Origin of the sequence: Mesorhizobium sp. M0830, assembly GCF_040319965.1 — a bacterium.
Lineage (GTDB): Bacteria > Pseudomonadota > Alphaproteobacteria > Rhizobiales > Rhizobiaceae > Mesorhizobium.
On sequence record NZ_JAMYOR010000005.1, the window covers coordinates 70,176 to 95,501 of the forward strand.

At 62.9% G+C, this 25,326-nt stretch carries 29 protein-coding genes; 16 read left to right on the plus strand and 13 right to left on the minus strand.

The window, feature by feature from the left end:
• The first annotated feature begins 159 nt into the window (after positions 1-159).
• Together NKI20_RS05110 and NKI20_RS05115 are read left to right on the plus strand one after the other, a co-directional pair.
• Entirely contained in the window at positions 160-639 is a 480-nt protein-coding gene (locus NKI20_RS05110) for an Lrp/AsnC family transcriptional regulator (protein WP_023761283.1), read from the plus strand.
• A gap of 224 nt (positions 640-863) precedes the next feature.
• Positions 864-1,658 (plus strand): glycosyltransferase family 2 protein, encoded by a 795-nt coding sequence (locus NKI20_RS05115; RefSeq protein ID WP_352608501.1) that lies wholly within the window; start codon positions 864-866, stop codon positions 1,656-1,658.
• A gap of 4 nt (positions 1,659-1,662) precedes the next feature.
• Here NKI20_RS05115 and NKI20_RS05120 read toward each other — a convergent pair whose 3' ends face one another.
• From NKI20_RS05120 to NKI20_RS05140, 5 genes are all read right to left on the minus strand, one after another.
• Positions 1,663-2,322 (minus strand): HAD family hydrolase, encoded by a 660-nt coding sequence (locus NKI20_RS05120; RefSeq protein WP_352828892.1) that lies wholly within the window; start codon positions 2,320-2,322, stop codon positions 1,663-1,665.
• Positions 2,315-2,887 carry a D-sedoheptulose-7-phosphate isomerase gene (locus NKI20_RS05125; protein ID WP_352828894.1) on the minus strand — a complete coding sequence of 191 codons (573 nt, stop codon included), beginning with the start codon at positions 2,885-2,887 and terminating at the stop codon, positions 2,315-2,317. The genes NKI20_RS05120 and NKI20_RS05125 overlap by 8 nt, the downstream gene beginning before the upstream one ends.
• Positions 2,888-2,894: 7 nt before the next feature.
• Positions 2,895-4,388: a D-glycero-beta-D-manno-heptose-7-phosphate kinase gene (rfaE1, locus tag NKI20_RS05130; RefSeq protein WP_352828896.1), complete on the minus strand. Its 1,494-nt coding sequence runs from the start codon at positions 4,386-4,388 to the stop codon at positions 2,895-2,897.
• Positions 4,389-4,528: 140 nt separating this feature from the next.
• On the minus strand, positions 4,529-5,161 hold the full coding sequence (locus tag NKI20_RS05135; RefSeq protein WP_352828898.1) for a LysE family translocator: 633 nt from the start codon (positions 5,159-5,161) through the stop codon (positions 4,529-4,531).
• Between the two features lie 222 nt (positions 5,162-5,383).
• Complete coding sequence (locus NKI20_RS05140) at positions 5,384-5,620, minus strand: type II toxin-antitoxin system Phd/YefM family antitoxin (RefSeq protein ID WP_352828900.1); 237 nt, start codon at positions 5,618-5,620, stop codon at positions 5,384-5,386.
• A gap of 156 nt (positions 5,621-5,776) precedes the next feature.
• Between NKI20_RS05140 and rfaD the strand changes: the two genes are divergently transcribed.
• The 3 genes from rfaD to waaC are packed head-to-tail and all read left to right on the plus strand — an operon-like array spanning position 5,777 to position 8,678.
• On the plus strand, positions 5,777-6,727 hold the full coding sequence (gene rfaD, locus NKI20_RS05145; protein ID WP_023761276.1) for an ADP-glyceromanno-heptose 6-epimerase: 951 nt from the start codon (positions 5,777-5,779) through the stop codon (positions 6,725-6,727).
• Positions 6,700-7,707, plus strand: a complete 1,008-nt coding sequence (waaF, locus tag NKI20_RS05150; protein ID WP_352828903.1) for a lipopolysaccharide heptosyltransferase II — start codon at positions 6,700-6,702, stop codon at positions 7,705-7,707. Before rfaD ends, waaF begins: the two co-directional genes overlap by 28 nt.
• Positions 7,704-8,678 carry a lipopolysaccharide heptosyltransferase I gene (gene waaC / locus NKI20_RS05155; protein WP_352828905.1) on the plus strand — a complete coding sequence of 325 codons (975 nt, stop codon included), beginning with the start codon at positions 7,704-7,706 and terminating at the stop codon, positions 8,676-8,678. The genes waaF and waaC overlap by 4 nt, the downstream gene beginning before the upstream one ends.
• A 137-nt stretch (positions 8,679-8,815) precedes the next feature.
• Here waaC and greA read toward each other — a convergent pair whose 3' ends face one another.
• Positions 8,816-9,289, minus strand: coding sequence for a transcription elongation factor GreA (gene greA, locus NKI20_RS05160; protein WP_013530066.1), 474 nt, complete (start codon positions 9,287-9,289; stop codon positions 8,816-8,818).
• Between the two features lie 272 nt (positions 9,290-9,561).
• The gene (locus tag NKI20_RS05165; RefSeq protein WP_352828907.1) at positions 9,562-10,095 is read right to left on the minus strand and encodes a tetratricopeptide repeat protein; all 534 of its coding nucleotides are present in this window, start codon (positions 10,093-10,095) and stop codon (positions 9,562-9,564) included.
• Between the two features lie 146 nt (positions 10,096-10,241).
• On the opposite strand from NKI20_RS05165, the gene NKI20_RS05170 reads away from it, so the two are divergent.
• The 6 genes from NKI20_RS05170 (at position 10,242) to NKI20_RS05195 (ending at position 15,238) form a co-directional block, all read left to right on the plus strand.
• Complete coding sequence (locus tag NKI20_RS05170; protein WP_023761271.1) at positions 10,242-10,667, plus strand: DUF3775 domain-containing protein; 426 nt, start codon at positions 10,242-10,244, stop codon at positions 10,665-10,667.
• A gap of 186 nt (positions 10,668-10,853) precedes the next feature.
• A complete protein-coding gene (locus NKI20_RS05175) occupies positions 10,854-11,924 on the plus strand; it encodes an extensin-like domain-containing protein (RefSeq protein WP_352829034.1) in 1,071 nt (356 codons plus the stop codon).
• Between the two features lie 115 nt (positions 11,925-12,039).
• A complete protein-coding gene (locus tag NKI20_RS05180; protein ID WP_352828910.1) occupies positions 12,040-12,843 on the plus strand; it encodes an extensin-like domain-containing protein in 804 nt (267 codons plus the stop codon).
• 72 nt (positions 12,844-12,915) lie between these two features.
• On the plus strand, positions 12,916-13,617 hold the full coding sequence (locus NKI20_RS05185) for an LssY C-terminal domain-containing protein (protein ID WP_352828912.1): 702 nt from the start codon (positions 12,916-12,918) through the stop codon (positions 13,615-13,617).
• 43 nt (positions 13,618-13,660) lie between these two features.
• On the plus strand, positions 13,661-13,852 hold the full coding sequence (locus tag NKI20_RS05190) for a hypothetical protein (RefSeq protein WP_023761266.1): 192 nt from the start codon (positions 13,661-13,663) through the stop codon (positions 13,850-13,852).
• Positions 13,853-13,927: 75 nt separating this feature from the next.
• Positions 13,928-15,238, plus strand: coding sequence for a hemolysin family protein (locus NKI20_RS05195; RefSeq protein WP_352730114.1), 1,311 nt, complete (start codon positions 13,928-13,930; stop codon positions 15,236-15,238).
• Between the two features lie 27 nt (positions 15,239-15,265).
• Here NKI20_RS05195 and NKI20_RS05200 read toward each other — a convergent pair whose 3' ends face one another.
• Positions 15,266-15,520, minus strand: coding sequence for a DUF1127 domain-containing protein (locus NKI20_RS05200; RefSeq protein WP_352828915.1), 255 nt, complete (start codon positions 15,518-15,520; stop codon positions 15,266-15,268).
• A gap of 254 nt (positions 15,521-15,774) precedes the next feature.
• Here NKI20_RS05200 and NKI20_RS05205 point away from each other — a divergent pair, with 254 nt between their 5' ends.
• Positions 15,775-17,292 carry a winged helix-turn-helix domain-containing tetratricopeptide repeat protein gene (locus NKI20_RS05205; RefSeq protein WP_352828917.1) on the plus strand — a complete coding sequence of 506 codons (1,518 nt, stop codon included), beginning with the start codon at positions 15,775-15,777 and terminating at the stop codon, positions 17,290-17,292.
• A gap of 37 nt (positions 17,293-17,329) precedes the next feature.
• Here NKI20_RS05205 and NKI20_RS05210 read toward each other — a convergent pair whose 3' ends face one another.
• The 3 genes from NKI20_RS05210 to NKI20_RS05220 all read right to left on the minus strand — a co-directional run bounded on the left by NKI20_RS05210 (position 17,330) and on the right by NKI20_RS05220 (position 19,367).
• Complete coding sequence (locus NKI20_RS05210; protein WP_352829036.1) at positions 17,330-18,208, minus strand: DMT family transporter; 879 nt, start codon at positions 18,206-18,208, stop codon at positions 17,330-17,332.
• A 32-nt stretch (positions 18,209-18,240) separates the two neighbouring features.
• A complete protein-coding gene (locus NKI20_RS05215; RefSeq protein WP_352828919.1) occupies positions 18,241-18,516 on the minus strand; it encodes a zinc-binding dehydrogenase in 276 nt (91 codons plus the stop codon).
• 245 nt (positions 18,517-18,761) lie between these two features.
• Positions 18,762-19,367 (minus strand): NADPH-dependent FMN reductase, encoded by a 606-nt coding sequence (locus NKI20_RS05220; protein ID WP_352730120.1) that lies wholly within the window; start codon positions 19,365-19,367, stop codon positions 18,762-18,764.
• Positions 19,368-19,456: 89 nt separating this feature from the next.
• Here NKI20_RS05220 and NKI20_RS05225 point away from each other — a divergent pair, with 89 nt between their 5' ends.
• Positions 19,457-19,825, plus strand: coding sequence for a winged helix-turn-helix transcriptional regulator (locus NKI20_RS05225; RefSeq protein ID WP_023761258.1), 369 nt, complete (start codon positions 19,457-19,459; stop codon positions 19,823-19,825).
• Between the two features lie 34 nt (positions 19,826-19,859).
• Here NKI20_RS05225 and NKI20_RS05230 read toward each other — a convergent pair whose 3' ends face one another.
• Together NKI20_RS05230 and NKI20_RS05235 are read right to left on the minus strand one after the other, a co-directional pair.
• Positions 19,860-20,255 (minus strand): acyl-CoA thioesterase, encoded by a 396-nt coding sequence (locus tag NKI20_RS05230; RefSeq protein WP_352828921.1) that lies wholly within the window; start codon positions 20,253-20,255, stop codon positions 19,860-19,862.
• Positions 20,256-20,359: 104 nt separating this feature from the next.
• The gene (locus tag NKI20_RS05235; RefSeq protein WP_352828923.1) at positions 20,360-21,301 is read right to left on the minus strand and encodes a phosphoribosylaminoimidazolesuccinocarboxamide synthase; all 942 of its coding nucleotides are present in this window, start codon (positions 21,299-21,301) and stop codon (positions 20,360-20,362) included.
• A gap of 270 nt (positions 21,302-21,571) precedes the next feature.
• Here NKI20_RS05235 and NKI20_RS05240 point away from each other — a divergent pair, with 270 nt between their 5' ends.
• From NKI20_RS05240 to NKI20_RS05250, 3 genes are read left to right on the plus strand one after another with little or no spacing between them, the layout of a single operon-like run.
• Positions 21,572-23,188 carry a GMC family oxidoreductase gene (locus NKI20_RS05240; protein WP_352828924.1) on the plus strand — a complete coding sequence of 539 codons (1,617 nt, stop codon included), beginning with the start codon at positions 21,572-21,574 and terminating at the stop codon, positions 23,186-23,188.
• Positions 23,185-24,396, plus strand: a complete 1,212-nt coding sequence (locus tag NKI20_RS05245; protein WP_352828925.1) for a mandelate racemase/muconate lactonizing enzyme family protein — start codon at positions 23,185-23,187, stop codon at positions 24,394-24,396. Before NKI20_RS05240 ends, NKI20_RS05245 begins: the two co-directional genes overlap by 4 nt.
• Entirely contained in the window at positions 24,393-25,310 is a 918-nt protein-coding gene (locus NKI20_RS05250; protein ID WP_352828926.1) for an NAD(P)-dependent oxidoreductase, read from the plus strand. Before NKI20_RS05245 ends, NKI20_RS05250 begins: the two co-directional genes overlap by 4 nt.
• Positions 25,311-25,326: the final 16 nt, after the last annotated feature.

Consider the following 25,326-nt stretch of genomic DNA (forward strand, 5'->3'; position numbering starts at 1 on the left):
AGGCAAGTTGGCGTTCGTCCCCGGAAAGCTTTGTCGCACCCTTGCGCCGTCTGAACCTGCGAAATATTCCGGGCAAGGGATGGAATGGACAGCGAAGTCGTTTAATTACGAAATCACGCAAGATCCTTGCGTCTTGCCACTGACTTCTCGAGAGCCCTCATGCCGCTCAAGGCCGACCTCGACGCCATCGACTGGAAGATCCTGCGCGAGCTGCAAGGCGACGGCCGCATGACCAATGTCGAACTATCGAGCCGCGTCGGTATTTCGGCACCGCCATGCCTGCGCCGCGTGAAGCGGCTGGAGGAAGCCGGCATCATCCGTGGCTACCGCGCTTTGCTCAACGCGCCGGCGCTCGGTCTCGATGTCGTCGCCTTTTGCCTGATCGGCCTTCATCATCAGGCCGACGCCGAGCTGCGCATCTTTGCCGAGCGCACCCGAGGCTGGCCGATCGTGCGCGACGCCTGGATGGTGTCGGGCGAATCCGATTTCCTGCTGCATTGCGTGGCGAGCGACCTCGGCGCCTTCCAGACCTTCGTCATCGAGGAGCTGACCTCTGCCCCCAATGTCGACACGGTGCGCACCGCGCTCACCATCCGCCGGGTCAAGGACGAAGGGCTGGTCTCGTTCGCACAGCCTTGAGTCGGTCGAACGGCGATGCGAATTCTCGGCTTCGCCACACCAGGGCCGCTTTGGCGTTCGATAGCCTCTCGTGTAGAAAGCCGGATCGTTTTGCCGTGCCCGCTCTGGTGGGTTTCATGGAGCAATTCCGGGAAAAATGTGTAACGGTTTCCGTCCGGGATTGCTAAAAAAGAGATGGCGCAAGCAGCGCAATTTCCGAGAACAGGGTGCCGCGGGGTGAGATCATGACTCGATTTGCTAGCCCCGTTTCGGCGCTCATCATCTGCATGAACGAAGCCGACATGATCGGCCAGTGCCTGGAAAGCGTCGACTTCTGCGCCGAGATCATCGTCGTCGATTCAGGCTCGACGGACAGCACCCTGGATGTTGTTCAGGAGTTCATCGCCAAGGGCTACCCTATAAGGCTGTTTCACAATGATTGGCCGGGCTTTCCACGCCAGCGGCAATTCGCGCTAGATCAGGCCACGCAGCCATGGTGCATTTCGATTGAAGCCGATGAGGCCATCGACGACCTGCTCAGGCAGTCGATCATCGACGTGACGCAGCCTCGCAATGACGCCTTCGACGGATGGTACATAAGACGCCGAGACAAGCTGAAGGGCTATGGCTACGCGCACCGCTGGGTACTGCACAACAGGCTGCTGCGTCTTTTCCGCCGCGACAAGGCCACCATGGACCTCAACTTGCGGGTCCATGAATCGTTCGAGGTGCCGGGCGAAACCGGCACGATTGAAAATGGCGTGCTGCTGCATCGCCGCGAAATGACCGTCGCGGAGGACCTGGCAAGGGCCAACACCTATTCCGGCCTCAAGGTTGCCACGCTGATCGAAAAAGGCAAGAAGCCTGGCCTCGTGAAACTTGTGCTGTCGCCGTTCGGCAACTTCCTGAAGTTCTATCTGGCCAAGCGCTACTTCCTGTGCGGCCGGCACGGCTTCGTCTATTCGATGATGGTGATGGTGTATTCGTTCGCCACCGAGGCCAAGCTTTACGAAGCGTCGCGAGACAACGATCCGGTGTGAGCCGTCACGGCTCGCCCGAAACGGCGCCGAGTGCCGCAATCGCGGCGAGCAGTCCGTCGAAATCCCCATGATCGCGCCAGGACCTGACGGTGAAATCCGGTTGAACAGCCGCTTGCCCGTCGACCAACCAGCCCTGCGACAGCCCGGCGCGCTGTCCCGCTTCCATGTCGGCCGGCTTGTCGCCCACGATCAGCGAACGTTGCAGATCGAGCCCGAGATGCTTGGCCGCTTCCAGCAGCATGCCCGGATTGGGCTTGCGCATCGGATGGTCGGCGGCCGCGAGCCGGCCGGAGCCCGCCTCGTGATAAGCGCAGGCGAGGACCATATCCACGAATGCATTTTCGGCACCCAGCAGTTCGAGCACGCGGCCATTGACGGCGGCGAAATCGGCCCAACCGTAATAGCCGCGCGCGATGCCCGACTGGTTGGTGACGATGACGACGGGAATGCCGGCCCGGTTGGCAGCGGCGATCACTGCGGCGATATCCTCGCGCAGTACTATTTCGCCGGGATCGTCAGGATAACCGGTATCGAGGTTGATGGTGCCGTCGCGGTCGAGGAACAGCGCCGGCGTGCCTGCGGAGAAGACCCTCGATCCGACCCGCTCGACCCATAGGCCGGGCTCCGCCAGCGGATAGCGGCCGGACGTCGCGGGGTCAGCCATTGCTGAGGCGCGCTTCGACGACCTCGCACAGATGGTGATAGAGGCACAGATGCCCCTGCTGGATGATCGGCGTCGAGGTCGACGGCACGTTGAGCAGGATGTCCGTCAGCGACTTCAGCTTGCCGCCGGTGTCGCCGGTCAGGCTGATCACCGTCATATCCATCATCCGCGCCTGTTCGGCTGCGGCGAGGATGCTCGGCGAGTTGCCACTGGTCGAGATTGCCAGAAGCACACCGCCGGCCGCGCCATGCGCCTCGACCTGGCGCGCAAACACCGTGTCGAAGCCATAGTCATTGCCCCAGGCGGTCAGCACGGCGGCATTGGCCGGCAGTGCGATGACATTATAGGCCTTGCGCTCCTTGAGAAAGCGGCCGACCAGTTCACCGGCGATGTGGATGGCGTCGCTCGCCGAGCCGCCATTGCCGGCAATCAGAAAAGCTTTTCCAGAGGAAAGCGCCGTCACCACGGCGCTCGCCGCACTCTCCATCTCGCTGGTCAGGTCGCGCTCGACCATAGCGGAGATCGCAGCCACGGAACGGACCAGGTAGTCGTTCAGATCAGACATGAAAACCTCAGTTGGTGATGCCGCCGGCACGCAATTTGCCAATGGTGCCGGTGGTGCTCTTGCCCGCGACGAGATCGACCAGCACGACGCGTCCGCCGGCCTTCTGCACCACATCGGCGCCGACGACGGTGTCGACCGTGTAATCGGCGCCCTTGACCAGTATGTCGGGCAGCAGAGCCTCGATCAGCGCTAAAGGCGTATCCTCTTCGAACACCACGACCGCATCGACCGAAGCCAGCGCAGCGAGCACGCAGGCACGGTCGTGCTGGTCGTTGACCGGACGCCCGGCGCCCTTCAGGCGCCGCACCGAGGCATCGCTGTTGAGACCGAGCACCAGCCGGTCGCACTGGCTGCGCGCGGCGTGCAAGAGGCTGACATGGCCGGCATGCAGGATGTCGAAGCAGCCATTGGTGAAGCCGACGCTCAAGCCCTCATCCTTCCACGCCGCAACCATCCGTGCGGCCGATGTGGCATCGAGGATGGCGTCCTTGTGGGCGGTCGGCCCATGCGAGCGGAACAGTGCGCCGGTGAGTTCCTCGACGGTCAGTCGCGCGGTGCCGCGTTTTCCGACCACGACGCCGCCCGCGGCATTGGCGATCGATGCAGCCATGACGGTGTCGGCGCCTGCGGCCAACGCCAGCGCGAAGCTGGCGATCACCGTGTCGCCGGCACCCGAGACGTCGAACACTTCCCGCGCCTGGGTCGCGATGTGGCGCGCCTCGGTCGGACCGACCACGCTCATGCCCTTTTCGCTGCGCGTCGCGACGACGAAGTCGAAGCCGTGCGCCGAAATCAGCTGACGTGCCGCGCCGACAATCTCGTCATCGGCAAACACCGCGTGGCCTACAGCTTCGCCAAGTTCCTTACGGTTCGGGGTGATGGCGGTCGCCCCGGCATAGCGCGCATAGTCGCGACCCTTCGGGTCGACCAGCGCCGGCTTTCCCGCCTCGCGGCAGATGGCGATCAGGTCGGCAGCGACGCCGTCGAGCAGGATGCCCTTGCCGTAATCTGACAGGATGACGATGTCGGCGCGCGTCAGTGCGGCGCGGAAATGCCGTATCAGGCCGGCGCGCTCCGCAGCATCCAGCGGCTTGACCTCCTCCTCGTCGAAGCGCAACACCTGCTGGTTGAGCGCGCTGAAGCGGCTCTTCGACGATGTCATGCGGCCGCGCTCCTGCGCCAGGCCGGTCGTGTCGGCGCCAAGCTCGCCAAGCATCCGCAGCAGGCTGTCACCCGCCACATCGGTGCCGATTACCGAGACGGGAACAGCGGTAGCACCGAGCGAAACGATGTTTGCCACGACATTGCCGGCGCCGCCCATCGTCGAGGTCTCGCCGCGCCCGTGCAGCACCGGGATCGGCGCTTCCGGAGAAATCCGCTCAATGACGCCATTGACGAAACGGTCGAGGATGAAGTCGCCGACCACCAGCACGGTGGTCTGGCCGAATCGCGCAATGGCGCGGTGCAGGGGCTCGGGAGAAGGCGGATTGTGCTTGATCATGTCATCTGCGGCGCGCGGGAAAAGTCGATCTCAGATAGGTCATAGTGCTCGGATTGCGAGGTCGGTCGGTCACGGCGAAGCCGATATACCGCAATTCCATGCAGCGCAACGGCAGGGCATGATCGCGACGGCCCAGGCGGTCAGCTCTTCTGCAGGGCGACATGGACGCCCAGCCCTACCAGCACCGCGCCGCCGGCCCGCTGCATCAGCCGCTGTGCGCGGCTCGAACGTCGCAAGCGACCGATCACGGCACCGGCCAGGAACACGCAGACGACATCGGCCGACGAGAACATCAAATTGACTGTCGTGCCCAGCACGATGAATTGCAGCCAGACCGGAAACGCCGCCGAGGCATCGATGAACTGCGGCAGGAATGCCATGAAGAAGATCGCCGTCTTGGGATTGAGCACCTCGACGGTGATGCTCTCGAAAAAGGCACGTCGTGCCGATTTGCGCTCGATAGCGGGCAGCGCCGTATCGCCCTCCACACGCTTGCGAAACAGCGAGACGCCGAGGCAGATCAGATAGAGCGCGCCGACCAGCTTGACCGCCATGTAGAGCGTCGGCACGGCGTGAAACAGCACCGACAGACCGGCGGCAGCGGCGAAAACATGCACGTAGCCGCCCAGATGGATGCCAAGGGCTGCAGTAAGGCCGGACCAGCGGCCACGCGCCATCGTCTGCGCAGCGGCATAGAGCATGGCGGGGCCGGGGATGTAGGCGAAGATCGCCGTGGTGACGAAAAACGCCAGGAGCAGTTCGGTCGACGGCATTATTGGTCCCTCACGATCATGCCTTTGTCCTGTCGGGTCAGTCCGCGCGCGGGATGGCTTTGGACTGGCCCGTACGGACAGCCGCGATAAAAGCGGACATGATTTTCTTATGGAATGATGGCCACGAAGGCGACAGGCCGTGTCTTGCGGCCTTCGGTCTCGCCGTCTCCGTGTTGGCGATACCACAGATATGGGAATCTCCAGACGTCGGCGGCGACGGGTCTAATCACGATCCAATTCCGCCATGTATTCTTCAAGCATCTCGACATGTTCGGGTGGCGCGTCTTCGGTCGCGTAGACGCGGCGGCTATCGTTGACGAAGCGAGCTTCGTAGGTCTCTATGCTCATCAGGACGTATCTCGGCTTGTTGTGACGAGTGATGGAGACAGGCTGCTGGCTGGCAGCCGCGAGCACGTCTCCAAGATTCTGTTTCAGATCGGTCGATGGATAGCGTTTCATAGGCCACTCCGTTTTGCACATAATAGACAAAATAGACAAAACGGACAAGCCTAAGAAATGACAGATCTGGCGACCACGCCTGCTTTATCGACAGCCCACCCTGCCTCCCCTATAAGGGCCGGAATCGGCAAGTGAAACGCGTACAGGGCCAGCAACATGATCATCGTCACGGGCGGCGCCGGCATGATCGGCTCCAACATCGTCGCAGCTCTGAATGCGGAAGGCCATGACGACATCCTTATCGTCGACGACCTCACCGACGGCCACAAGATCGCCAATCTCGCCGACTTGCAGATCGCCGACTATCTAGACAAGGATGATTTCCTGCCCCGCATGGAGGCAGGTTCACTCGGCCGCATCGAGGCCGTCTTCCACCAAGGCGCCTGCTCGACCACCACCGAGTGGAACGGCAAGTTCATGATGGAGGTGAATTATGCCTTTTCCAAGCGGCTGCTGCATGCAAGCCAGGCACTGCGCGTGCCCTTCCTCTACGCCTCCTCGGCTTCCGTCTACGGCGGCGGCGCGGAGTTTCGCGAGGACCCGGCGCTCGAGCGGCCACTCAACGTCTACGCCTATTCCAAGAAGCTGTTCGACGACTATGTCAGGCGAACGGTGTTCGATACCGACCATTCACAGGTCGCGGGCCTGCGCTATTTCAACGTCTATGGGCCGCGCGAGGCGCACAAGGGCGCCATGGCGTCGGTCGCTTTCCACCTGGTCAACCAGGTCGAACGGGGCGAAAACCCGAAACTGTTCGGCGCCTATGACGGCTTCGGGCCTGGCGAACAAAGCCGCGATTTCATCCATGTCGGCGATGTCGCCGACGTCAATCTGTGGCTATGGAAGCGGGATCTGAGCGGCATCTTCAATTGCGGCACCGGCCGCGCCCAGCCCTTCCGCGCCATCGCCGAAACGGTGATCGACACGCTGGGCAAGGGCGAGATCGAGTTCATCGAATTCCCCGACCATCTCAAGGGCAGCTACCAGAGCTTCACGCAAGCTGATATGTCACGTTTGCGCGCGGCCGGTTACAATGGCCAATTCCGGACAGTGGAAACCGGCGTCAGAGACTATGTCGAATGGCTGAGAGCCCAACGATCCTCGTGATCGGTCCACGCTGGGTGGGCGACATGGTGATGGCGCAGTGCCTGTTTTCGGCGCTGAAGGAGCTGCATCCCAACGCCGCCATCGATGTGCTGGCGCCGGCATGGGCCGCACCGCTGGTCAAGCGCATGCCCGAAATCCGCCAGCAGATCGACTTTCCGCTCAAACCCGGTGCGCTCGAATTCACGCATCGTCGCCGCTTCGGCCGCCTGCTGCAGGGCCGCTATGACATGGCTTTTGTCCTGCCGGGAAGCTGGAAATCGGCGCTGATCCCGTTCTTTGCCCGCATTCCGCGCCGTGTCGGTCATCTGCGCGAAATGCGCTATGGCCTGTTGACCGACATCGTACCGCTGCCCGACAGCGTCAAACGACGTACCGCACAGGCCTATTTCGGCATCGCCCAAGGCGGTAGTTTCCGGGCGCCTCGACTGAGCGTGGACACGAAAAACCAGGTTGACCTGCTCGATCGCTTCGGGCTGACGCCGCAAAAATTCGCAGCACTGATGCCTGGTGCCGAATTCGGCCCGGCCAAGCGCTGGCCGAGTGAAAGCTATGCCGGGCTTGCCCGCGGCTTCATGGGCAAGGGCCTGAAGGTTGCGCTGTTCGGTTCGAAAAACGACCGCGACGTGACGGCGGAGATCGCCGCACTCGCCCCTGGCGTCGTCGATCTCGCCGGCCAGACGCGCCTGGAGGACGCCATCGACCTGATCGCTGCCGCGAGGCTCGCGGTGTCCAACGACAGCGGACTGATGCATGTCGCCGCTGCCGTCGGCACGCCGATCGTGGCCGTCTATGGCTCGACCTCGCCTGAGAACACGCCGCCGCTGGCCGAGCACCGGGAACTGGTCTGGCTTGGCCTGTCATGCTCGCCCTGCCATCAGAAAATCTGCCCGCTCGGCCACCTCAACTGCCTGAAGACGCTTGAAGTCGGCCAGGTCGCGGCGGCGGCGGACCGCCTGCTGGAAATCCCGGCCGCTGTATGAAGGTCCTCATCGTCAAGACATCCTCGATGGGCGATGTCATCCATACTTTTCCGGCCGTCGAGGATACCAGCCTTAACCGGCCGGACGTGACCTTCGACTGGTGCGTCGAAGAGGCGTTCGCCAGCATCGTGGCGCTGCACCCGGCGATCGACAGAATTCACACGGTGGCGATCCGGCGCTGGCGAAAGGCGCCGTTCGACGGCGGCACCTGGCGCGAGGCCGCCGCCTTGCGCCGAACCTTGCGCGAGTGCCGCTACGATCTGGTCATCGACGCACAAGGCCTGCTGAAATCGGCCCTGGTTGCAAGACAAGCCGGCGCTCCGATTGCCGGCTTCGACCGCTCGAGCGCGCGCGAACCGTCGGCAACTCTGTTCTACGACGTCGCCTATCCCGTGTGGCGCAACCTGCACGCCATCGAACGGACGCGGCAACTGTTCGGGCTGGCGCTCGGCTATCAGCCCGATCTTTCGACGCTGGATTCCGGAATTGTGCCGCCGGCCGGCACTCTGGCCGGCATCGCCGGGAAAACTGCCTTCCTGCTGCACGGCACCAGCCGCGAAGACAAGAAATGGCCCGTCCAGTATTGGATCGAAACCGCCCTCCTGCTGGTTGAGCGGGGAATGGCGCCGGTCACCACCTGGTCGAACGAGCGCGAGAAGGCCGTGGCCGAAGCGATCGCCAAAGCCGTGCCGTCAACGGTCGTGGTGCCGAAATCGCCGCTGGCCGAAGTCGCCGCCATCATCGGCCGCTCGACGCTGGTGATCGGCGCCGACACCGGCCTGGCCCATCTCGCCAGCGCTTTCGGCCTGCCGACGGTTGCGGTGTTCCTGGCAACCGAGCCCGGCCTCACTGGCCCGCGCGGGCCCTATGCATCGACGCTTTTGGCAGCGCCTGGGGAGAGTGTGATTCCGGCGGAGGTGGTGGCGGAGGCAGAGAGGCTAACGGCACTTAAATCACAAGCGCCGGCATAGGACCTTTCAGAATTCGCTCTGGCGAGTCGAATAGCGTGGTTCTTCGAGAACCGGAGCGGAGCGTACTTAAAGCACGTGAGCACCGGAAGCGCAGAAAGCCGCGCTAGTCGGCCGCCAGAGTAAAATTATCAAAGGTCCTAGATGAACTGCACCTGGACGATCTCATAGCCCCTGGCACCGCCAGGCGCGTTGACCTCGATGGCGTCGCCGACTTCCTTGCCGATCAGCGCGCGGGCGATCGGCGACGAGATCGAGATACGCCCGGACTTCACATCCGCTTCCTGGTCGCCGACGATCCGGTAGGTCTTCTTTTCCTCGGTGTCCTCGTCGACCAGGACCACGGTGGCGCCGAACTTGATCTTGTCGCCGCTGAGCTTGCTCACGTCGATCACCTCGGCGCGCGCGATATAGTCTTCAAGCTCGTTGACACGGCCCTCATTGAGGCTCTGCGCCTCTTTGGCGGCATGATATTCGGCATTCTCGGACAGGTCGCCATGCGAGCGCGCTTCGGAGATCGCCTCGATGATGCGCGGCCGCTCTTCCTGCTGGCGCCAGCGCAGTTCTTCCTTCAATGACGCGAAACCCTCGCCTGTCATCGGGACCTTGTTCATAATGCCTGCCTTTCCTGCTGCCACCCCCGCGTTTCGGGGGAAGCCTCGTCGATGAGTACAAAAAGAAAACGGTCCGGCAGCCTCGAGCCAACGGAACCGTGTCACCGCAATTTCCCTGAATATAGCAATATTCGCGCGTTTTTCACGCCCAAAAATTGGTTTTGCAAAAATCATCCCCGCTTTCATCAGTCGGGGGGCGGCCAGCGGGAGTGAGGGCCACAAAAAACGACCGCGATTGCTCGCGGTCGCTTCGAAGAGCCCTTGAGGCCGTCTCAACTCCTCATGAAATGGTCGATCTGCTCGGCCAACATGCCGTATTCGCGCGAACCTTTGCCGGTCCGCTTCTCGATTTCCAACAGCTGCTGCTGGGCGCCGGCCAGATCGCCGATCTGCAGATGCGCTTCGCCGAGATATTCGCGCACCAGCGTATAGTTGGGATCGATGCGCAGCGCTTCCTCGTAATAGCCGAGGCCGACGGTGACGCGGCCGGAGTGGCGGTGCGAATAGCCGAGATAGTTGAGGATGCGCGGATCCTGCTTGTTGGCCGCGAGGCTGAGCACGGCAATCGCCTCATCATAACGCCCGGCCATCGCCAGGTCGTGCCCGGCATAGTAGATGCTGTCGTCGTCCAGCATGCCTTCCTGGGGCGCGACGCACTTCTTCTTCTGCTTGTCCCAGACCATGCCCTTCTTGCATTGGGTGGTCGTATTAGTGTCGCCACCGCTGCCGGCGGCAAACGCCGGAACGGCAAGGAACTGCAGCGCGACAAGGGCAGTCGCAGCCTGGATCAGCATTCTTTTATGCATCGAAGCCTCCTGGAGGGGTGAGAATGCAACACTAACGCCGGACGGTGCGCATTTCATCCCGGAAAAATGCGTGCCGCAGAACATCAGGTGACGGATGCCGCAAATCCGCTATCATCGGCCAGGATTTCGGCACTGGGAGACTGCTCGTGCAGCGGCGGCTTGAAAAGGACTGGGAGCTTTCGATTGGCCCCGACACCGTGCGCCTGTTCATTCTCAAGGCCAAGGCGCTGAGTGCCGCCGTGAATGAAGACTATGCCGATGGCGCCGAACACGAGGTCGAACTCGATGGCGAGTCCCATGCCAGCCATCATCATGACGGCCTTGCCGAGGAAAGTTCCGAAGACCTCACCGAGGAAGAGCTGCGCGAACTGATCAACGACCTCAATGTCGATGAAGCCGCCGAACTGATTGCGCTGGCCTGGGTCGGTCGCGGCGACTACGACGCCACGGAATGGGCGGACGCGCTTGCCACCGCGCGAGAGCGCGCCAACAAGCGCACCGCAAAATACCTGCTTGGTATGCCGCTTCTCGCCGACTGGCTGGAGGAAGGGCTGGAAGCGATCGGCGCGTAACGAGGCGGTTACCGTTCGTGATGCGGCGCAAGCAACCTCCTTGCGTCGGCGCCGTTGATGGTGATGGGGTCGCCTGTCTTTTCCCGAACATGCAAAATTGCGTTGATCATGGCCATCACGGCCTTGCCGGTGGTGTCGGCAGACGCCCGGCATCGCCATCGACCTGCCAAGCCGCTGACCCCGCGGGTGGACCAGCCGCTGACACAGCGGGTCGATCAGCCCTTGAAGCCGCGGGGCGGACTGCGCCTGAAACCGCGGCGCCACAGGCAGCACACACCGAACCAGACACAACAGGAGACTCAGGCTCCGCGGCCCTCGCCTGCCGATGTTCCGGTGCTACCCGGGCCAGGTATTCCATTGCCCAGTCCCATTCCTGTGCCCGAACCACGCCCGGCGGACACTGAGGCGCCGGAAAAGCAAAAGACGGAAGGGCCGAAGACCACCGGAGCATCCGACCGGTTCAATGAAGAACAATCCCATCGGAAAAAGCAGGCACGCCCAGAGCCGTCGGCCACAGAGCCGTCAACCGATACGGAAGGCGAGCCGGAGCTGCCAGCCGTTGCGCCGACGCCGACACAGAAACCTGACACCGAAAAAGCGCCCGATGTTGAGCCCCCAACCGTCGCCCCGCAGCCACCGCAAAAGCCGGCCGATGCAGGCGACAACAAGATGCTGCCCGACCCGCGCTCGGCCGATCTGCCCGACGCCAAGATGCCCGCCGAGGAAGTCGCCTGCCGCGATCGGCTGAAGACGCTTGGCGTCGAATTCGAGGAGCGCAAGGCGGAAAGCAACCCCGAAATCGGCTGCTCGATTCCGTATCCGATCGTGCTGAAGACGCTTGGAAAGTCCCTCGATATCGGCCCCGACCCCGAACTGAACTGCAAGATGGCCGAGGCGGCTGCCCGTTTTGCCGCCGACGTGATCCAGCCGACCGCGAAAGCCGAATTCGGTGCCGACCTGAAATCGATCGACCAGGCATCGGCCTTTGTCTGCCGGCCACGCAACGGCACACAAAAATTGTCCGAACATGCCTTCGGCAACGCGCTCGATATCGCCAGCTTCACGCTGTCGGATGGCAAGAAGATCGAAGTCGGTCCGGCGCCACCCGAGAAGGACGCCAAATTCCTCGACGCCGTGCGTAAGGCGGCCTGCGGACCGTTCAAGACCGTGCTCGGACCGGGCAGCGATGCCGATCATTCCTTGCACTTCCATCTCGATCTCGAGCCTAGACAGCATGGCGGAACGTTCTGTCAGTGAGCGTGGTTGGCCGGACCGCGTGCCCCAATTCGGCCGCAGGCATGAACGCAGGCGCTGAGTTTTCCTTTACCCTTGATGGTTAAAATGCCGGACATCTGGGACAGGGATTCCGCTGATGGCCGGGATATTTGCCGCCGTACGGCAGTCGAGACGCATGTGCGCGGCAGCCGGCAGGCTGGCCGCCGGCCTTGCCCTTGTGGCGGTTTCCGCCTGCAACACCGGCAGCGTGCTATCGCTTGAACCGGCTGTCGACGTCGGCTCCCAGACTTCAACCGTGCCGCAATACACCGGCCTGCAGAAGCTCGTTCCCTCCAATCCCTATATGACGCAGGCCGCTTATCCGCGCATGGACGAGCCGATGTCGCCGGTCGAGCAGATGCCGGCCAGTGAAACCGACTGCCGCCAGCAATTGAGGCGCCTCGACGTCGCCTTCACCGACCTGGCGCCGATCCATGAAGGCCAGTGCGGCATCGACTATCCCGTAAAGGTCTCGGCCATCGGCAACATCCAGATGAAGCCAGCCGCGACGCTGACCTGCGACATGGCCGCCACCTTTGCCGGCTGGACAAAGAATGAGCTCGTCCCCTCCGCCCGCTGGCGCTATTTCTCTGGCGTCAAGACCATCCACCAGGGTTCCAGCTATTCCTGCCGCAACATCGCGGGTGAAGGCGTGTTGTCGGAACATGGCAAGGGCAACGCGCTCGACGTCATGAGCATCGAGCTCAACAACGGCGACGACATCGACGTGCGCAAGCCCGGCCTGTTTGCCTTCCGCACCCGCGGCTTCCTGAACAATGTGCGCGCCGACGGCTGCCAGTACTTCACCACCGTGCTCGGCCCCGGCTACAATTACGACCACCGCAACCATTTTCATTTCGACATCAAGAACCGCAAGAACGGTTATCGCGCCTGCCGGTAGATCGATGCCGGGTATCCTTTGCGGGAGTGCCACGCACCGCCTAATGTGATGCCGGACGTTTGAGCCTCCTTCATGAGCCAACGAAGTCTTCGGCGACGCATCACGATCTGGATGGTGGCCTTGCTGGCCGGCTATCTGGCGCTCGCCTATTTCGCGGCGCCCGAGTTCTGGACGTTCCGCGATCGCGGCTTTCGCACCCAGCGTTTCGAGATGGTGACGCACACTCCGCAAGGTATTCCTGGCGACCCGATCAATGTCGGCCTTGTCGGCACGCGGAAGGAGGTGGTCCATGCCTTCGCCGTCGCCGGTTGGGACACCGCTGACGCCGTGACCCTGAAGACTGCAATCGAGATCGGCGAGAGCGTTTTGTTCGACCACCCCTACCCCGATGCGCCGGTCAGCCGGCTGCTGTTCGGCGGCCGCGCCCAGGATCTCGCCTTCGAAAAGCCGGTTGGCGGCAGCGCCGATCGCCGGCATCATGTCCGCTTCTGGCAGACCGATGCTGCAGGCGATGATGGCCGGCCGCTGTGGCTGGGATCGGCCAGCTTCGATCGCGGCGTTGGCCTCAGCCGCGATACCGGCGCCGTCACCCACCATATCGGCCCCGACATCGATGCCGAGCGCGATTTCCTGATGCGCGACCTGGCCACCGCCGGCACACTGGTCTCGACCAGTGACATATCTGGCATCGGCGCGACAACCACCGGACGCAATGGCGGCGGCGATCCCTATTTCACGGATGGCGAGGCGATCGTCGGCATACTCAAACAGTAGATCGCGCGGCCTGGTTCGATCCGGCGCCTAAAGAGCGTCGCTGTTGTTCGCCTCATTCGAACAGGAAGGCACATACATCGAGCCCACTGTGCATATCTCGGAAGCCGAGGCGCTGCTCCATCACATCGATCAGGTCCTGAAAACCCGCCCGGGCTTCTGGTTCGAACGGACGACCTTGGTCTATGTTCATCATGACTGCCTGCGTTTTGGCTGGGTGCGAGGGGCCGACGCCTGACCGAAATACCGGTCATTCCGCAAAAACCACGCCGGACTATTTTCGAACACCGCGCCGCAATGCTATTGACCGGTCATGCTATACGTCGAAATCGCTACCGTGTTCGTCCTCATCTGCGTAAACGGCCTTTTGTCGATGTCAGAACTTGCCATCGTCTCGTCGCGGCCGGCTCGGCTGAAAGCGATGATCGACCGCGGCATCAATGGCGCCGGCCGCGCTCTCGAGCTTGGCTCGAATCCCGGCAAGTTCCTGTCCTCGGTGCAGATCGGCATCACCCTGGTCGGCGTCCTCTCCGGCGCCTTTTCCGGCGCCACGCTTGGCGAGCGGCTGGCGCAGTTCCTGGCCACGACCGGCATACGTGAGGCCGTTGCCGATCCGCTCGGCGTCGGCATCGTCGTCGCCATTATCACCTATTTCTCTCTGATCGTAGGCGAGCTGGTTCCCAAGCAGATCGCGTTGCGTGACCCTGAACGGGTGGCCGCAAGAGCGGCGCCCGCCATGACCATCCTCGCCACTGTCTCGGCACCGCTGGTTTTCCTGCTCGATTTTTCCGGCCGCGCCATCTTGTGGCTGCTCGGCCAGCGCGGCGAAAGCGAGGAGAAGGTCACCGACGAGGAGATCAAGATGCTGGTTGCCGAGGCCGAGCATCACGGCACCATTGAATCCGACGAGCGGCGCATGATCGCCGGCGTCATGCGGCTTGGCGACCGCGCCGTGCGCGCGGTGATGACGCCGCGCACCGAGGTCGACTGGATCAATTTGCAATCCGACGAGGCGGCCATCCGCAAGCTTTTGATGGAGACCCAGCATTCGCGCCTGCCCGCCGGCGACGGCGGCGTCGATGTCATGGTCGGCGTCGTCCAGACGCGAGACGTGCTGGCGGCGCTGCTTGCCGGCCTCGTGCTCGATCCGCGCAGGCATGTGCAAGCCGCACCCATCGTCTATGACCAGGCCGACGCACTGGATGTGCTGCAGAAGCTCAAGGAATCCGACGTGCCGATGGCGCTGGTGCATGATGAATACGGCCATTTCGAAGGCATCGTCACCCCGGCCGACATCCTTGAAGCCATCACCGGCGTGTTCCGGGCGGATACCGATGCCGGCGACGAGGAAAATGCCGTCAAGCGCGAGGACGGCTCATGGCTGCTCGCCGGCTACATGCAAGCCGACGAGATGGCCGACATTCTCGGCATCGACCTGCCGGAAAACCGCGACTACGAGACGGTCGCCGGCTATGTGCTGGCACACATGCACCACCTGCCGGCGACCGGCGAATGCGTCGATGCGCAGGGCTGGCGCTTCGAGGTGGTCGACCTCGACGGCCGCCGCATCGACAAGCTGATCGCCACCCGGCTGCCCGGCGCTCAGCGCGAGGCGGTGCGCTGAGCGTCAACGCGATGTGCGGCATTCGCTTTATGGTCGCCAGAAGGGCTTGGCGATCTCTTCCTCGACCTCCCGTTTCGTCAGACCGATATCGTCGATAAGATAGGGATTGTCGTTCGACACTTGCCTGAGTTGCCAGCGAAAGCGTATCCGCTCGCGCCAGCTCCGCTCGCGCAGGGTCGTGATAATACTTCGCAAGGTCGTCAGGAGCCGGCGCGACTCCGGCCCCACGGACGTTCCCGGCCGCGCTGTGGGATGCGGGGCCGAGGCACGGATATTGGTCATGGCAACCTCCATGTGATTTGAGGGCCCAGGGGTTCTCGATCGAAATGAGGTTGAATTCTGCGCGATACGGACAGCGCCGTAATTAAGCCCTCCCAAATAGTTCTCAAAACTTCCAAACCGGCTAGAACAGTTCACCGGTTCACGGAACCAGCAAACTGCTATAACCCTTTGTTTTGACGCAATTTCCCAAGGAAAGGCGCCATGCGCTTTTCCCGGGAAAACCCTTTCACACTTTTCCTGGAATTGCTCTATAGATGCGCCCTATGCAGGGATCGCGTTTTGCCTTTGGTCCGTTCGTGCTTGATCCGGGTGCGGGTACGCTGCTTCGGAACGATGTTCCCGTTGCCATTGGCTACCGCGGGCTAAGTCTGCTTGCGGCACTCGTTGGACGGCCCGGTCAAGTCCTGGGCAAAGCCGAGTTGATGGACGCGGCGTGGCCGGGGACGGCCGTCGAGGAAGGCAATCTCACCGTCCAGGTCGCACAACTGCGCAAGCTGCTTGGTCCGGCAGCCGATGGCGGCGAATGGATATCCACCGTTCCGCGCGTCGGCTACCGCTTCACGGGCGTCGTCGAACAGCTCGGCGGCGCGAAGCGAAGACCTCTGCCGCTGCCCGACAAACCGTCGATAGCCGTGCTGCCCTTCATCAATTTCAGCAACGATCCCGAGCAGGATTCCTTCGCGGATGGGTTGACCGAGGACCTGATCACCGACCTTTCAAGGATCTCCGGCCTGTTCGTCATCGCGCGCAACTCGACCTTTGCCTACAAGGGAAAGGCGATGGACGTGCGCGAGATCGCCGGGGATCTTGGCGTACGCTACCTGCTGGAAGGTAGTGCGAGACGCGCCGCGGATCGCGTGCGCATCAACGCCCAGTTGGTCGATGCGGTGAGCGGCGAACATCTATGGGCGGAACGCTTCGATCGGAGCCTGGAGGATATCTTTGCCGTTCAGGACGAGGTCACGGCAAAAATCGTCGAGGCGTTGCTTGGCCGGCTGCGCGCACCGCTGCCGCGCAACCGGCCCCAAAATCTCGAGGCCTACGACCTCTGCGTGCGGGCGCGCAAGCTGATCGATGATTCGCCGCAGACGGCGCGGGAAGCGCACCTCATGCTCATGCGTGCGGTATCCCTCGATCCGGACTACGCCGAGGCCTATCGCTGGCTTGCCATGAACCACTGGATGGGATGGGTGCATTGGGGCGAACCCATCGAGCCCAACCGTAGTGTTGCTTTGGAGCTGGCCCGCAAGGCCGTGGCGATCGATCCCAACGATGCCGGCTGCCGCTGGGTCCTTGCCAACCTGCTCGCCTATGAACGCCGCTTCGCCGAGGCGGATGCGGAATTCGCCAAAGCATTCGAGCTAGATCCGAACGAGGCCGACGCCTGGGCGACACTATCCGACATCGCGGTCCTCGCCGGGCGGGTCCAGGAGGGCCTGGAGCACATTCGCAAGGCGTTCCGGCTGAACCCGTTTCCCGCAAGCTGGTACTATCTGACGCTCGGCGCGGCGCAATATGCGGCGCGTGAATATGAAGCTGCTGTCGAAACCCTGCGCCGGGACGAAACCTATCGCACAAGCTCACGCCGTTTCCTTGCGGCAAGCCTTGCACAACTCGGCCGGTTCGACGAGGCGCGCGCGGAGGTCGAAATGTTCCTCATCAGCAACCCGCATTTCACGACCCGCCACTGGGTGATGACGGAACCATTTCGCGACGCCGCCATTCAGGAGCATTTCGTTGATGGCTTCCGCAAGGCCGGTCTTCCGGAATGACGCGCAGGCGGAGTCCCGAGCGGACGGACATGCGTCCTCAAACCGCCGCTTCGATTGGTTCGGCAAGCCGGGGATTTGCCCGCGCGGCGATCAGGCAGCCGGCGACGATCAGGCATGCTCCGGTCAGCGTGGGCCAGGTCGCCTCCTCGCCGAAGAAGAACCAGCCAAGCGCGACCGCCCAGATAAAGGCCGAGTATTCGGTCGGGATCAGATATTGCGCCTCGGCGCGGGCGTAGGCCCAGCTCATCAGGAATTGCCCTGCAAGTGACAGCCCCGTCACCCCGGCCAGCGGCAGCCAAAGATTAGTCGGCAGGGCGACGGCGAGCCAAGGTGCCGCGAGACCGAGGATGATTGCAACGCAAAGGTTCTGGAACAACATGATCTCGATAGGCTTGGCCAACTGCGCCTGTTGCCGGGCGAGGATCAGATTGTAGCCGTAGAACACCGTTGATACGAGGACCGCCGCCGTGCCAAGCACGGCATCCTGCGTAGTGCTTGCATGCCCGAACTGGCCGGCCATGATGATCGCGACGCCGGCGATGCCGGCCAACGATGCCCAGATTGCCTGGCGCCGGATTCGTTCGCCCAGCAGCAGCGCAGCGAGGAAAAGGGCGAACAAGGGCGCCACGAAGCTGAGCCCGATCGCCTCCGCCAGCGGCAGCCTGGCAAGACCCCAGAAGAAGGATATCAGAACGATGCCGACAATTGCGGCACGCAGCGCATGCAGCCTCAGCACCGGAAAGGTTGGCTTTGAGCGCGGCCCTGTCGACCAGGCAGCACCCGCGACCACGGTCGCCAGCATGCTGCGCCACAGCACCGTGTTATAGACGCCCACCGCAATGACCAGCGTCTTCATCGCCGCGTCCATCCCCGACAGCAGGAAGATCCCGAGCGCGCAGACCAGCACCGGGATCATCGGGGAAACGGCGCCGGTCAGGCTGGATGTCTTCACGGCTTCAACTCATGTGACGGATTGTAGCCGGATATCTCAAGGCAAAGGGCGGGACCAGATGGCAGGACCGCGCATATGGAGGTCCAATCCCGATTGACGTCATGTCCGCCGCGCCGCCAAGGCACCAGCACCACTTTCCCAGTCGAGCAGCGCTCCTCAAGCAGCCGGTGCACTTCACCGGCCCGGTAGAGCCGGAAGCAGCCGCTGATCGCTGCCCGAAGCCGGCCGCTGACCGCCAGTTGGAACAGCTCGGACAGGCTGGTTCTCAGCACGTCGGAGACAGCAACGGCAGCAGTGCGAAGCCTTTCAGCGACTGGTTGCGGCCGATCATCGCCTTCAGGTCCTGCTGGCGCTCTGCCAATGGGGTCGGCACCGTGCGGACGAACTCAACGAGGCGGATCGCTCACCGACCGCATCGTCCGGTCAAGACAGGCGCGGGAGGCGCACGCCTCTGACAATTGAAAAGGGCGGCGCAAGCGCCGCCCCGTATCCTTGGGAGGATAATTCGAACCGGCGGTCAGGCCGCCCTGACTTCCTCGGCAACGGCATCGGCCTGACGCGCTGCCTTGAGCACCTTGGCCCACCACGCAACATCGTTGACCAGAGCGGTAGCGGCTTGGTTCAGATGCTCGAGATCTTCCAGCTTCTTCTCGCCCTGGCGGACGGCAAGGAAATCGCCCCAGGCGATATGGACGGCGGACTTGACCGGCGCCATCTGCAATTCGACCGCATGAAGGCGGAGCTGCTCGACGGCGCGGGAACCACCGACGCTGCCATAGCCGACAAACCCGGCCGGCTTCTTGTTCCATTCGTTGGCCGCGTAATCGATGGCGTTCTTCAGCACGGCCGTCGGACCATGATTGTATTCGGCGGCCGTGAAGATAAAGCCATCGAATTCGGCGACCTTCTTTTGCCAGCGCTGTGCCACTTCATTCGTCGACGGCACCCAGGCAGAGGATGCGACCTCGTCGAAGAAGGGCAGCGGGAAGTCGCGCAGGTCGACGATCTCGACGTTGATGTCGGCATGTGACTTGGCGATCTTGGCGATCCATTCGGTCGGCACGTCGGCGAAACGCGCGGCGCGTGTCGAACCGATGACGATGGCGATTTTGGGTTTTGACATGGGGGCTCTCCATTCAGTAAAAGCTGGTATCATTTAGATACCGGCGCTATATGAGATACTGTCAACTCCCGACGCAAGGAGGCACCTTTTTGTTACTGAGGCACCCGCACCGCACCGAGGATTGTCGCGCCATCTCTGAAATCCTGCAGCGCGTCGGCGACAAATGGACCGTTTTGGTGGTTGGCAAGCTGGGCGACGGACCGCTGCGCTTCAACGAATTGCGCGCAGCCGTCGGCGGCATTTCACAGAAGATGCTGACCACGACCTTGCGTGGGTTGGAGCGCGACGGCTTCGTCACCCGCACCGTCTACCCGACCATCCCGCCGCGTGTCGACTACGAACTGACCGAGCTCGGTCACGAGTTGCTGATCCCGGTCAGCGCGCTTGGTGAATGGGCGCGCAGGAACACCGCGCGCGTGCGGGCCGCACGTGAAAAATTCGACGGCATGCATGCCTGAAATCCTTGCCTGAGCGTGGGAGGACCGGCTTCCGTCAGCCTTCGGCAGGAACCGCTTTCGGCTTGCCTTCGCCGTCCAACGCCACCATGACGAAATCGGCATGAGTGACCTTTTCCATCAGATCGGAGAGATAGCGCTGCGCCCAGGCTTCGACCTTGAGCGTCATCGAGGTGCGGCCGACGCGTTCGACATGGGTGTAGATGCACAGCGTGTCGCCGATCTTCATCGCCTTGGCGAAAGACATTTCCTTGACCGCCGCCGTCACCACCCGGCCCTTGGCGCGCTCGGCAGCGCGGATGCCGCAGGCCAGGTCCATCTGCGCCATCACCCAGCCGCCGAAGATGTCGCCGGCTGCATTGGCATCCGAAGGCATGGCCAGCGTGCGCAACGTCAGGTCTCCGATCGGCCGTCCATCCGCAAAGTGCACCATGGGGAAAATCCTTCGAGACCGGTTGCCCTCGATCCCGTAACGTCATGGCGCCGACAGGTCAACGCGCCTCTGCCGACTGCCCCCGGCGAAGGCTCACGTGACTGCTAAAAATAACGCTCAAGGTTCGAGCGAATGCGATCGAGCACGCTGTCCCCGGAAAGGTCGGGAGAGAATTCCTTGCCCGTGATTGCCTCATAAGCCTGCGCGTAGACCCGCGAAGCTTGTTCGACGATCTCGTCCGGTATTTCAGGTATGGGGTCCTTGTAAGGATCGCACCGGGCCGAGACCCACGAGCGGATGAAATCCTTGTCGAAGCTCTCCGGCCGGCTGCCGCTGGCGAGCGCCTGTTCGTAACTCGCCGCGATCCAGTACCGGCTGCTGTCCGGCGTGTGGATCTCGTCGGCGAGAATGATGGTCCCGTTCTTGTCGGTGCCGAATTCGTATTTCGTATCGGCGAGGATGAGACCTCGCTCGGCGGCGCGCTGCTGGCCGCGGGCGAACAGCCGCAAGGCATAGTCCGATACAGTATCCCACTGCGCCTTCGTGAGCAGGCCCTGTTCAAGGATCTCGACTTTGGACAGGGGCTCGTCATGACCACCGTGCGAAGCCTTGCTGGTCGGCGTGATGATCGGCTCCGCCAGTTTTTCATTGTCGCGCAGGCCGTCCGGCAGGCGCATCCCATACATATCGCGATCACCGCGCTTGTAGCGGGTCAGGATCGAGGTGCTGGTGGTTCCAGCCAGATAACCACGCACGACGATCTCGACCGGCAGGATGTCGAGCCTTGTGCCGACGACGACGTTCGGGTCGGGATATTCCAGGACATGGTTCGGGCAGATATCGGCGGTTTCCTCGAACCAGTACCGTGCCGTCTGAGTGAGGATCTCTCCCTTGAACGGGATCGAAGTCAGGATGGTGTCGAAGGCGCTGAGGCGATCGGTGGCGATGATGATGCGCCTGCCATCCGCCAGGTCGTAGTTTTCGCGGACCTTGCCGCTGTAGTGGCCCGGAAGTTCGGGAATGAACGCGTCAGGAAGGGTCCGCATATGATTTCCTGCCTTCCGCAGATTGGCCAGAGCATGATTCCGAAAAGTTGCAGAGTTTTCGGAAAAAATCATGCGCCAAAGTAATGCCACGCATAGGCCGTCGAGCCGGTGCATATCAAGCGCGATTGTCGCGAATCCCCGCAAACCCGACCAGTTCGACGGTCGCTTTTTTCACAACTGATGCCGGAAGGCACGGCGACGCGGTGAACCCATGGCGTCTAGGCTGCGCCAGATTTCCGGCGCCGCCCAAACCAATCGTGCAGACCCATCATGCAGACCTATGATTTCATCATCGTCGGCTCCGGCTCGGCCGGCTCGGTCCTGGCCGACAAACTCTCGGCCTCCGGCCGCTTTTCGGTGCTGGTGCTGGAGGCCGGCGGCACCGACCGCCGCTTCTACGTGCAGATGCCGCTCGGCTACGGCAAGACCTTCTTCGATCCTGATGTCAACTGGAACTATAAGGCCGAGCCGGACCCGGGCCTTGCCGGCAATGCCGACCACTGGCCGCGCGGCAAGCTGCTTGGCGGCTCGAGCTCGATCAACGCCATGGTCTGGATCAGGGGCGCGCGCGAGGATTTCGACGCCTGGCGCGACGCCGGCAATCCCGGCTGGGGTTATGACGACCTGTTGCCCGCCTTCAAGGCGCTCGAGGACAACCAGGCCGGCGCCGACCAATGGCGCGGGCTCGGCGGACCGCTGCACATCACCGACTGTGCCGACACCGTCCACCCGCTGACCAGGCGCTATCTCGCTGCCGGCCAGCAGGCCGGCCTGGCGCTCAACCCGGATTTCAACGGTGCCGTCCAGGAAGGCGTCGGCGTCTACCAGATCTCGACCCGCAACGGCCGCCGCATGTCGGCGGCGCGCGCCTTCCTGCGCCCGGCAATGAGGCGCGCCAATGTCCGCGTCGAGATGAACGCGCTGGCGACCAGGGTCCTGTTCGAGGGCATGCGCGCCGTTGGCGTCGAATATCTGCAGAACGGCGAGACGAAGACGGCGCGTGCCGGCCGCGAGGTCATATTGTCGGGCGGTTCGGTCAACTCGCCGCAATTGCTGCAGCTGTCCGGCGTCGGCCCGTCCGCTCTGCTTGGAGGGCTGGGCATTCCCGTCGTTCACGCCAACCAAAATGTCGGTGCGCATCTGCAGGATCATGTCGGCATCAACTATACCTTCAAGGGCCGGCTGCCGACGCTCAATCAGATCCTGCGTCCGTGGTGGGGCAAGCTCTTGGTCGGCATGCAATACATCCTGACGCGTTCGGGCCCGCTGTCGCTGTCGATGAACAATGCCGGCGGCTTCTTCCGCACCGACCCGGCGGCCAGCCGGCCCAACATGCAGCTCTATTTCCAGGCCTTCTCGACCGTCATTCCCAAGAGCGGCGAGCGCCCGATCCTGACGCCGGATCCATGGCCGGGCTTTTCCATCGGCCTGTCCAATTGCCGCCCGTCGAGCCGTGGCGAGATCATGATCCGCTCCAGCAACCCGCGCGACTACCCCAAAATTGTCGCCAATGCCTATTCCACCAATGCCGATGTCGAGGAGATGCTGGCAGCGGTGAAATTCGTGCGCAAGATCGCCTCGATGCCCGCCATGGCCGAGATCATCGAGGAAGAGGTCCTGCCCGGTCCGTCGATCACTTCCGACGCCGATCTGATACAGGATTTCCGAAAGCGCTCGGGGACCGTCTATCACCCGGTGTCGACCTGCCGCATGGGGCCGGATCGCGCGCGCGCCGTCGTCGATCCGCGTCTCAAGGTGCACGGCATCGAAGGCTTGCGCGTCATCGATGCCTCGATCTTTCCCGACAACATCACCGGCAACACCAACGCCGCCTCGATCATGACCGGTTGGAAGGGCGCCGAGTTGGTTCTGGAGGACCAAAGATGAAGATCACCGACGTCAAGACCTGGGTTGTCGGCAACCCGCCGCCCGGCATCGGCGGCAAGTATTTCATCTTCGTCAAGCTCACCACAGACGGCGGCGTGGTCGGCTATGGCGAGGCCTACAACGCCACCTTCTCGGCCCATGTCACGGCGAGGATGGTCGAGGACATGGCCGAGCGCTATCTCGTCGGCCGCGATCCGCACGACATCGAGAACTTCTTCCGCCGCGCCTATTCCTCGGGTTTCACCCAGCGTCCCGATGTGTCCGGCATGGGTTGCTTCTCGGCGCTGGAGATGGCCTGCTGGGACATTATCGGCAAGGAGGCCGACAAGCCGGTCTACAAACTGCTCGGTGGCCAGGTGCACGAGACGCTGCGCTCCTACACCTATCTCTACCCGCACACCGGCAGCGTCCATTCCGAGGACGCGCACGGCAAGAACGTCTACAACGATCCCGATCTCGCCGCCGCCTGCGCGCTCGAATATGTCGAGCAGGGGTTCAACGCCGTCAAGCTCGATCCAGCCGGCCCCTACACCGCCTTTGACGGCCACCAGCCGCGGCTTGTCGACATCGACCTGTCCACCCGTATGGTCAAGGCGATCCGCGAGGCGGTCGGCACGCGCGCCGACATATTGTTCGGCACACACGGCCAGTTCACCGCCTCCGGCGCGCTACGCATGGCGCGCGCCATCGAGCCTTATGATCCGCTTTGGTTCGAAGAGCCGGTGCCGCCTGACATGCCAGAGGTCATGGCCCAAGTGGCCCGCGCGACCTCGATCCCGATCGCCACCGGCGAACGGCTGACGACTAAATTCGAGTTCGCTCGCGTCATCGAGAACTGCGCCGCTACCATCCTGCAGCCGGACCTCGGCCGCTCGGGCGGCATCCTGGAAACCAAGAAGATCGCCGCCATGGCGGAGGCCTACCACATCCAGATCGCCCCGCATTGCTACTGCGGACCGATCGTCGGTGCCGCCAACATCCAGTTGGCGGTGACGCTGCCCAATTTCCTCATCCTCGAATCGCTGAAGCAGTGGGACGGGTTTCACGCCACGCTGCTGAAGAAGAAGATCGAGTGGCAGGACGGCAACGTCATCCCGTCGAAGGAGCCCGGCCTCGGCGTCGAACTCGACGAGGCGGTCTGCGACGCGCATCCCTACACGGGCAAGGAACTGCATCTGCAGATGATGCAGACGCCGCTGATGCCATGAGCGAAAGCTACGCCTTCATCGGCCTTGGCCATCTCGGCGGCAACCTTGCCGCCAGCCTGATCCGCAACGGCTTTTCCGTGACCGTCTTCGACCGTGATCCCGCCGCTGTCGAGTGCCTCGTTGCACTCGGCGCCTCCGCTGCGAACAGCCCCGCCGACGCCGCCGCACGGGCCGGCAACGCGATCACGTGCCTGCCGTCGCCGAAGGTCAGCGAAGCGGTGCTGGCCGGCCCCGGTGGATTGCTCGAAGGCCTGCCGAAGGGTGGCACCTGGATCGAGATGTCCACCAATGGCCGCGACGAGATTCTTCGCCTCGCTGCCCTCGCTTCGGCCAAGGGCGTCGAGACGCTGGAATGCCCGGTCACCGGCGGCGTGCACCTGGCGGCGGCCGGAAAGATCACCGCGCTGGTCGGCGGCGATGCGGCGCTCCACGAGCGTCATCGCCCGGCGATCGAAGCGATGTGCGCGAAGTCCTTCCTGATGGGACCAATCGGGTCGGCGGCGGTGATCAAGGTCATCACCAACATGCTCGCCTTCATCCACCTTGTCGCCGCCGGCGAAGCGCTGATGCTGGCCAAACAAGGCGGTCTCGACCTCGCCCAATCCTACCACGCCATCGTGGCCTCCTCCGGCAACAGCTTCGTTCACGAGACCGAAAGCCAGCTCATTCTCAACGGCTCCTACGACATCGGCTTCACCATGGATCTGGCACTGAAGGACCTTGGCTTCGCTCTCGCCATGGGCGAACTGTCAGGCGTGCCACTCGACCTCGCCACGCGCGTCAATACGATTTTCGAACAGGGCAAGGCTGCCTATGGCGGCAGCGCCTGGTCGACCCAGATCGTCAAGTTGCTGGAAGATGCCGTCGGCACCGACCTCCGTGCCCCTGGCTTTCCGGCCAAACTAGCGATCTGACGCCGGGCATGAAACC

What these genes read in the sequence shown, in the direction of transcription:
- NKI20_RS05110 (WP_023761283.1), top strand. Translation starts at nt 160, where the DNA reads ATGCCGCTCAAGGCCGACCTCGACGCCATCGACTGGAAGATCCTGCGC.
- NKI20_RS05115 (WP_352608501.1), top strand. Translation starts at nt 864, where the DNA reads ATGACTCGATTTGCTAGCCCCGTTTCGGCGCTCATCATCTGCATGAAC.
- NKI20_RS05120 (WP_352828892.1), bottom strand. Translation starts at nt 2,322, where the DNA reads ATGGCTGACCCCGCGACGTCCGGCCGCTATCCGCTGGCGGAGCCCGGC.
- NKI20_RS05125 (WP_352828894.1), bottom strand. Translation starts at nt 2,887, where the DNA reads ATGTCTGATCTGAACGACTACCTGGTCCGTTCCGTGGCTGCGATCTCC.
- rfaE1 (WP_352828896.1), bottom strand. Translation starts at nt 4,388, where the DNA reads ATGATCAAGCACAATCCGCCTTCTCCCGAGCCCCTGCACCGCGCCATT.
- NKI20_RS05135 (WP_352828898.1), bottom strand. Translation starts at nt 5,161, where the DNA reads ATGCCGTCGACCGAACTGCTCCTGGCGTTTTTCGTCACCACGGCGATC.
- NKI20_RS05140 (WP_352828900.1), bottom strand. Translation starts at nt 5,620, where the DNA reads ATGAAACGCTATCCATCGACCGATCTGAAACAGAATCTTGGAGACGTG.
- rfaD (WP_023761276.1), top strand. Translation starts at nt 5,777, where the DNA reads ATGATCATCGTCACGGGCGGCGCCGGCATGATCGGCTCCAACATCGTC.
- waaF (WP_352828903.1), top strand. Translation starts at nt 6,700, where the DNA reads ATGGCTGAGAGCCCAACGATCCTCGTGATCGGTCCACGCTGGGTGGGC.
- waaC (WP_352828905.1), top strand. Translation starts at nt 7,704, where the DNA reads ATGAAGGTCCTCATCGTCAAGACATCCTCGATGGGCGATGTCATCCAT.
- greA (WP_013530066.1), bottom strand. Translation starts at nt 9,289, where the DNA reads ATGAACAAGGTCCCGATGACAGGCGAGGGTTTCGCGTCATTGAAGGAA.
- NKI20_RS05165 (WP_352828907.1), bottom strand. Translation starts at nt 10,095, where the DNA reads ATGCATAAAAGAATGCTGATCCAGGCTGCGACTGCCCTTGTCGCGCTG.
- NKI20_RS05180 (WP_352828910.1), top strand. Translation starts at nt 12,040, where the DNA reads ATGGCCGGGATATTTGCCGCCGTACGGCAGTCGAGACGCATGTGCGCG.
- NKI20_RS05185 (WP_352828912.1), top strand. Translation starts at nt 12,916, where the DNA reads ATGAGCCAACGAAGTCTTCGGCGACGCATCACGATCTGGATGGTGGCC.
- NKI20_RS05195 (WP_352730114.1), top strand. Translation starts at nt 13,928, where the DNA reads ATGCTATACGTCGAAATCGCTACCGTGTTCGTCCTCATCTGCGTAAAC.
- NKI20_RS05200 (WP_352828915.1), bottom strand. Translation starts at nt 15,520, where the DNA reads ATGACCAATATCCGTGCCTCGGCCCCGCATCCCACAGCGCGGCCGGGA.
- NKI20_RS05205 (WP_352828917.1), top strand. Translation starts at nt 15,775, where the DNA reads ATGCGCCCTATGCAGGGATCGCGTTTTGCCTTTGGTCCGTTCGTGCTT.
- NKI20_RS05210 (WP_352829036.1), bottom strand. Translation starts at nt 18,208, where the DNA reads ATGATCCCGGTGCTGGTCTGCGCGCTCGGGATCTTCCTGCTGTCGGGG.
- NKI20_RS05220 (WP_352730120.1), bottom strand. Translation starts at nt 19,367, where the DNA reads ATGTCAAAACCCAAAATCGCCATCGTCATCGGTTCGACACGCGCCGCG.
- NKI20_RS05230 (WP_352828921.1), bottom strand. Translation starts at nt 20,255, where the DNA reads ATGGTGCACTTTGCGGATGGACGGCCGATCGGAGACCTGACGTTGCGC.
- NKI20_RS05235 (WP_352828923.1), bottom strand. Translation starts at nt 21,301, where the DNA reads ATGCGGACCCTTCCTGACGCGTTCATTCCCGAACTTCCGGGCCACTAC.
- NKI20_RS05240 (WP_352828924.1), top strand. Translation starts at nt 21,572, where the DNA reads ATGCAGACCTATGATTTCATCATCGTCGGCTCCGGCTCGGCCGGCTCG.
- NKI20_RS05245 (WP_352828925.1), top strand. Translation starts at nt 23,185, where the DNA reads ATGAAGATCACCGACGTCAAGACCTGGGTTGTCGGCAACCCGCCGCCC.
- NKI20_RS05250 (WP_352828926.1), top strand. Translation starts at nt 24,393, where the DNA reads ATGAGCGAAAGCTACGCCTTCATCGGCCTTGGCCATCTCGGCGGCAAC.